Here is a 6,487-nt window from a genome sequence, read left to right as displayed (position 1 = left end):
CCAGTTCGTCGAGCCGCAGATCGGCGGGACCGCCGGGCGACACGCGCGCATCCAGGCTCGCCTGTGGATCGCGCGCCTCCCAGCGGGCAGAGTCCGCGGCGGCGCGGTACGCCTCGCGGAAGGGCATGCCGTCGCGCGCCAGTTCGACGGCCAGGTCGGTGGCATACAACGACGGATCGATCGCCGCACGCATCGCGTCTTCCCGCCACGCGATGCTTTGCATCAGCCCTGGCAGCAGCGCAAGCGCGCGCAGGCCCTGCCCCATTCCGCGTACGAGCGGCGCCTTGGTGAATTGAAGGTCGCGGTGGTACGCCGACGGCAACGCAACCACCTGCTCGATCTCCGTGCGCGCAGCGGACACGGCGGCATGGCTCGCACGCAGCAGTTCCACGACGTCCGGATTGCGCTTGTTCGGCATGATCGAGCTGCCCGTCGTATAGGACGGCGGCAGCGCGACGAAGCCGAACTCGGCCGTGGTGAACAGGCTTACGTCCCAAGCGAATCGCCGCAGGTCGAGCGTGGCCGAGGCGAGCGCCTCAAGCGCCGCGATCTCGAACTTTCCGCGCGAGAGCTGCGCGTAGCCCGGATTGATCTGCAGCCGACCAAAGCCGAGCGCGCGCGTCGCCGCGTCGCGCGGCAGCGGCAGGTTCACACCGTATCCGGCCGCCGTGCCCATCGGGTTCGCATCGATCCACTCCAGCGTCGACCGCGCCCGCTGCGCATCGTCGATGAATGCTTCCGCCCAGCCGGCCCACCAGTGCGCCGCCGAGGACACCACGGCCCGCTGCAGGTGCGTATAGCCCGGCATCGCGATATTGCGTTCGGCCTCCGCTCGCTCCAGTGCAACCCCGGCGATCCGGACGCACGTCGATTCGAGTTCGCGCAACCTGCTGCGCAACCAAAGGCGCGTCGCGACCAGCACCTGGTCGTTACGACTGCGACCGGTGTGGATCCGCCGGCCCGCGTCACCGAGCTGTTCGGTCAATACCGACTCGATCGCGGAGTGGCCGTCCTCGAACCGTGCGTCGAGCTGGAACGTGCCGTTACGCCACGCGTCGGCCAGCTCATCGAGCGCCGCGGCGATTGCGCCGGCCTCGTCGGCTGACAGGATGCCGATGGACGCGAGGCCGTGCGCGTGCACGCGCGAAGCTTCGATGTCGTGCAGGAAGAATTCTCGGTCGAGCACCACGTCGTCGCCAGCAAGGAATGACTGGATACGCTCGTCGACCTCGACGCCCTGCTTCTGCCACAACAGGCTCATGCGACCGTCTCCGTGGATGCGAGTGCGTCGATGCCGGCAAGGCTGTCGAGCCCGAACGCAAGGTTGAGGTTCTGCACGGCCTGCGTCGCCGCACCCTTGAGCAGGTTGTCGAGCGTCGCCACCACCACCAGCCGGCGAGCGTCGTCCGAGAGCGTGAAGCCACCGACCGTCGCGCCGTGGCGGCCTGCGTTGTCTCGCACCAGTGGCGCCGCGTCCTGCACGTGGACAAGCGGCGCTTTGGCATATCGGCGGCGGTAGATGTCGAGCACCTCGTCGATTCCGATGGGTGCCGACAGATGCATGTTCGCGGTCACCGTGAGCCCGCGGAAGTGCGGCGCCACATGCGGCATGAATTCGACGGGCACCCGCAGTTGCCGCGCGACCTCGCGCTCGTGCACGTGGCCGGCCAGCGCGTAGGGCATGAGATTGTCGCGCAGGGCATCCGGATCGTTTCGCGGCGAAGGCGTCGTACCGGCACCCGAGTAGCCGGACACGCCGAAGCACTGCACGGGGCCTTCGATGCGGTCGAGCATCGGCGCGACCGCGAGCTGCATCGCCGTGGCGTAGCAGCCCGGGTTGGCGATGCGGTGCCCGGGTGCCGACTGCGCGAGTTCCGGCAGGCCGTAGTGCCACGCCGGGTCGAAGCGGTAGTCAGCCGACAGATCGATGACCACGGCATCGGGCGCGATCTTCCCGATCGCCTCGACATAGGCGCCGGCCATGCCGTTCGGCAGCGCCAGCACGTAGGCGCCCGACGTCAGCGCGGGAAGCGCCTCCGGTACCGGCGTGCTGTATCGCAGGCTCGCCGGGAGCGCCGGCACCTGGTCCGAGACCGACTGCCCTGCGCGCTCGCGCGAGGCCGCGTGCACCAGCTCGAATCGCGGATGCCCGGCGAGCAACCGCATCAGCTCCAGCCCGACGTAACCGCGTGCGCCTACCAGGCTGACCGGGATCACGCGATGGCTCCTGCGGCCAGCCGCTCGAGTAGCGCGCGTTCAACTGCAGGCCACTCGGCACGGACGATCGAGTAGCGCCACGTATCGCGCAGCGACCCGTCGCGATGACGCATGTGAGCGCGAAGGATGCCGTCGCGCCGGGCGCCGAGGCGCTCGATGGCAGCCTGCGAGCGCGTATTGAGGTGGCTCGTCTCGAAGCACACCGACTCGCAATGCAGGACCCGAAACGCGTGGTCGAGCAGCAGCCATTTCGCTTCGGAGTTGACGGCGGTGCGCTGCGCTCGCTTGGCGTACCAGGTGTAACCGATGTGCAGTGTGGGCACGGATCGATCGATTTCGTAGAACCGGGTCGACCCGATGACGCTGCCTGTCGCGTCGAGCACCGCGAACGGCATGCTCTCGCCGGCGTCGCGAGCAGCAAGGGCAGCGTCGATGTACGCGCGCTCCGCGCCCGGTGCGGGCACGCTGGTAAACGGCAGCGCCCACAACTCCCCGTCTGCGGCAGCGGTGCCGAGCGCATCGGCATGAGCGGCCTCCAGCGGCACCAGGCGCACGTGCTTGCCGGTGAGGGTCGGTGCCTCCCACGACGCACTCATCGCGGCTCCTCCAGCGACGGCGGATGGCTGCCGCAGTACTCGATGCAGCGCGTGATGTCGCCCATGTCTTCCAGCCCGTACCAGAACACCTGCCACGGCCCGCGGCGGATGCTGCCGTCGGACTCGGACATGTAGAAGCCGTTGACGGGGTTCTCGCGGCGCGACCGCCAGAACAGCTCCGGCGTCTCCGCGCGCATCACCTGCCAGACCGCGCGTCCCAGTCCCTCGCCCTGCGCCTCGTCGAGCACGGCGAACTTGTCGAGGTACGGCATGCCGTTCTCGAACGTCAGCAGCACGGCGGCGCGATAGTTCTCGCTGACGTAAGCCAGATGCAGCGTCTTGCGTGCGAAGTAGTCGGGCATCAGGCGGCGGCCGAACGCCGATTCGATCAGCGCACGCAGGCGGCCGACGTCGAGTTCGTTCCACGACGTCGCACGCAGAACGCGTTCGCCCCGCCGCACCAGCGTTCCGGAGCCGCGATGCGTGAAGAGTTCCTTCGCAAGCTCGGCCGGCCGCGTTATCGACACGGACGATGCGGGCGGCAACACGTCGAGCAGGTCACGGATCTGCTCGATCTTCAGGCGCATGCCGCCCGTGAGCCACGGCTGCGCAACCAGATGCGCGTACTCCGTCGAAAGGTTGATCGAATCGATGACGCGACCCTCGCCGTCGAGCAGTCCGCCCGTGCCCGTGAGGAACACGATCTTGTACGGCTGCAGCACGCGGACAAGCTCGTTCGCAGCGAAGTCCGCGTTTACGTTGACGATCTGCCCGTCCACCGTCTCGCCCAGGCTGGCGATCACCGGTATCGAACCGACCCGCAGGCTCGCATGTATCGACGCCAGCTCGACACGCGTTACGCGACCGACCAGCCCGAGCGCTTCGCGATCCACGTACGCCGATTCGAACACGCCCGAAACGATCGATGTCGAGCGGGCGCCCGCTTCCTGCAAAGCTTCGGCGAGGCGCAGGTTCTGCGCGTGCATCACGCGACGCACAATCGCCAGGCCCGCGGGCGTGGTCACACGCAGGCCGTCGACTGTCTGCTTCTCGATTCCTGCGGCCGCCATCTCCTCGTCGAGCTGCGGGCCGGCGCCATGTACGACGATCGGCGTGAGGCCGACGTCCTGAAGGAATGCGAGCGACGACGCCAGCGCGTCCAGGTCGTCGCGCAGCACTGCGCCTCCGACCTTGACGACGGCGAACCGTTCGGCATCGAGCTGCGCGAAGCGCCGCAGGTACTGGTCGATCTCCTTCGCACTGCCCATGCTCGAGAGCAGGCGCACGATCGTCTGTCGCGTCTCGATGTCGTGCACGGGGGTCATGCGGCGACTCCGATGATGCGGGTCGCGTGCGTCGCGTAGCGCTCCAGCTGGTCGATCGCGACCCACTCGTCAGCGGTGTGTGCCTGCGCGATGTCGCCAGGGCCGAATACGAATGCGGTGAGGCCGGCTTCGGAGAACAGCGAGGCCTCCGTCCAGAAGTCCACGGCGTTCCCGATGGGAAGCTCGAGCGCATCGGCCAGGTCGCGCGCCGCCAGGCGCTGCCGCTCCGCCTCGTGCAGCACGCCGGCCGGCAGCGGTGGGCCGCGAAAGGTCTCGTCGTATGCGCGGATGTCGCCTGCTGCGGCGAACCCGCGCAGCGTCGCATGAAGCTGATCGATGTCCATCGACGGCAGGGGCCGGAAGTTGAAGCGAAACTCGGCGGAGGGTGCGATCACGTTGCCCTTGATGCCGCCGGCCATCGTTCCGATGTTGAATCGCAGCCCGGTCAGGCCACCGAAGCGTTCGTGCGCGAGTGCCTGCGCATGGTCCAGCGCCCGCGCGCCCCAGCGCACGGCGCGGTGCACGGCGCTCATGCGCATGGCATCGGGCGACGACGCATGGCCCGCCTCGCCCGCGAATGCGATGCGCGCGGAGCTTAGCCCGCGATGCGCGAGCACCGCCTCGCAATGGGTCGGCTCGGCGACAAGCACTTCGCCGAACGGAGGGTTGCTCGCAAGGAAGGCACGGATGCAGCGCGCATCGTTGGCTTCCTCGTCCGTGGAGAACAGGAACGCGGCGTCGCCAGTCGTCGCCGACGCGGCAGCGATCAAGCCAGCCGCGGCGCCCTTGATGTCACAGGCCCCCAGCCCGATCACGCGATCACCGGCCAGGCGCAGCGCCAGCGGATCCTGCGTCCAACCGTCCGAAGACGGAACGGTATCCAGGTGCACGTTGAACAGGCGCCTCGTACGACCCCGCGTGGCGAGCATCGACACGGCGCCGGCGCCGTGGTCGATGACGTCGAAATCGAAGCCCGGCAACTGCGCCCGCAGGTAGTCGAAGATGCCGCCCGTGCCGATCGCGCGCGGTGGATTGCGCGTGTCAAAGGCGACCAGTGCTTCGAGGTGCCGCAGCACGGCTTCACGCATCGCCGTCGTTCCCCGCGGGTGCACCTGTATTGACTTCCGCCCACAGCGTGCTGCTCATGCCGAACAGCTTGATGAAGCCTTCGGCCTCTTCGACACCCCAGTCCGCCGACTGCGCGTACGTCGCCCCCTTGGCGTGAAGAAGGTGCGGCGATTGCACGGCCACCGCGTCGACGCGGCCGCCGCGCGTCTCGAGCACCACGTCGCCGGTCACCATGCGCTGGCTGCTCGACAGGAAGGCCTCAAGGTCCGCCTTGAGCGGGTCGTGGAAGAAGCCTTCATAGACGAGTTCCACCCATTTGCGCGCGATGTCGGGCTTGAAGCGGTTCTGCTGCTTGGTCAGCACCGCTTCTTCAAGCGCGCGGTGGGCTGTAAGCAGCGCAGTCAGGCCCGGCGCCTCGTAAACGATGCGGCCCTTCAGCCCGATCGTGGTGTCGCCGGTGTACATGCCGCGGCCCACGCCGTAGGCCGCGAACAATGAATTGAGCGTCGCGAGCAGGCGGTGCCCTTCGGTCCGCGCACCGTCCAGCATCACCGCTTCACCGCGTTCGAAGCGCAGCGTCACGCGCAGCGGCTCGACGGGCCACGCTTCCCGCGGCGCGCACCAGCCGCGCGAGCCTTCGCCGGGCGCTTCCCAGCGGTCGATTTCGCCGCCGGACAGCGTCACGCCCAGCAGGTTCTCGTTGATCGTGTAGCTCTGCTGCTTGGCGCGCACGCCGAAGCCGCGCGCCTCGAGATACTTCTGCTCGTAAGCGCGCGTCTGCGTGTGCTCCTTCTGGATCTCGCGGATCGGCGCCACGATGCGATAGGTGCCTTGCGCCTTGACCGCGAGGTCGAACCGCACCTGGTCATTACCCATGCCGGTGCAGCCGTGCGCAATGGCGTCCGTGCCGATTTCGCGGCAGCGCGCCAGGGCGGCATCGACGATCAGGTAGCGATCGGACACCAGCAACGGGTACTGGCCCTGGTAGCCCTCGCCCGCCTGCACGAACGGCTTGACGAACCCGTTCCAGATCGCAGGACCGCCGTCGACGGTGACGTGGCTGGCGACGCCGAGCTCCTGCGCGCGCTTTTCAATGAAGTCGCGTTCGTCCGCGTCCACGCCGCCGGTATCGGCGAACACGGTGTGCACGGTCCAGCCCTGCTCCTTCAGGTACGGCACGCAGAAACTTGTATCGAGACCGCCTGAAAAGGCGAGCACGATGTCGCGGGAGGCCGACGCATCGACATTGCTGGTCATGGTGGATATCCGAAAGAATGGGTG

General features: G+C 68.1%; 6 protein-coding genes. All 6 read right to left on the bottom strand.

The window, feature by feature from the left end; genetic code table 11:
- A partial coding sequence (gene argH, locus FW784_RS02885) for an argininosuccinate lyase (protein ID WP_149351858.1) occupies nucleotides 1–1,261 on the bottom strand: 1,261 nt, incomplete at its 3' end.
- The gene (gene argC / locus FW784_RS02880; protein ID WP_149351857.1) at nucleotides 1,258–2,217 is read right to left on the bottom strand and encodes an N-acetyl-gamma-glutamyl-phosphate reductase; all 960 of its coding nucleotides are present in this window, start codon (nucleotides 2,215–2,217) and stop codon (nucleotides 1,258–1,260) included. The genes argH and argC, both read right to left, overlap by 4 nt.
- A complete protein-coding gene (locus FW784_RS02875; RefSeq protein ID WP_149351856.1) occupies nucleotides 2,214–2,813 on the bottom strand; it encodes a GNAT family N-acetyltransferase in 600 nt (199 codons plus the stop codon). Before FW784_RS02875 ends, argC begins: the two co-directional genes overlap by 4 nt.
- On the bottom strand, nucleotides 2,810–4,138 hold the full coding sequence (locus FW784_RS02870; RefSeq protein ID WP_149351855.1) for an acetylglutamate kinase: 1,329 nt from the start codon (nucleotides 4,136–4,138) through the stop codon (nucleotides 2,810–2,812). Before FW784_RS02870 ends, FW784_RS02875 begins: the two co-directional genes overlap by 4 nt.
- The gene (locus tag FW784_RS02865) at nucleotides 4,135–5,226 is read right to left on the bottom strand and encodes an acetylornithine deacetylase (RefSeq protein WP_149351854.1); all 1,092 of its coding nucleotides are present in this window, start codon (nucleotides 5,224–5,226) and stop codon (nucleotides 4,135–4,137) included. Before FW784_RS02865 ends, FW784_RS02870 begins: the two co-directional genes overlap by 4 nt.
- Nucleotides 5,219–6,463 (bottom strand): argininosuccinate synthase, encoded by a 1,245-nt coding sequence (locus FW784_RS02860; RefSeq protein WP_149351853.1) that lies wholly within the window; start codon nucleotides 6,461–6,463, stop codon nucleotides 5,219–5,221. Before FW784_RS02860 ends, FW784_RS02865 begins: the two co-directional genes overlap by 8 nt.
- Between the last annotated feature and the right edge of the window lie 24 nt (nucleotides 6,464–6,487).

It is taken from the genome of Cognatilysobacter lacus (genome assembly GCF_008274655.1).
GTDB classification, from domain to species: Bacteria; Pseudomonadota; Gammaproteobacteria; order Xanthomonadales; family Xanthomonadaceae; genus Cognatilysobacter; species Cognatilysobacter lacus.
Note: the sequence above shows the minus strand (reverse complement) of the source record. Positions and strands in the feature narration are given on the sequence as shown.

Excerpts from the sequence above, each read along its gene's own strand:
- FW784_RS02875 (WP_149351856.1), bottom strand. The coding sequence starts at position 2,813 with ATGAGTGCGTCGTGGGAGGCACCGACCCTCACCGGCAAGCACGTGCGC.
- FW784_RS02860 (WP_149351853.1), bottom strand. The coding sequence starts at position 6,463 with ATGACCAGCAATGTCGATGCGTCGGCCTCCCGCGACATCGTGCTCGCC.
- FW784_RS02865 (WP_149351854.1), bottom strand. The coding sequence starts at position 5,226 with ATGCGTGAAGCCGTGCTGCGGCACCTCGAAGCACTGGTCGCCTTTGAC.
- FW784_RS02870 (WP_149351855.1), bottom strand. The coding sequence starts at position 4,138 with ATGACCCCCGTGCACGACATCGAGACGCGACAGACGATCGTGCGCCTG.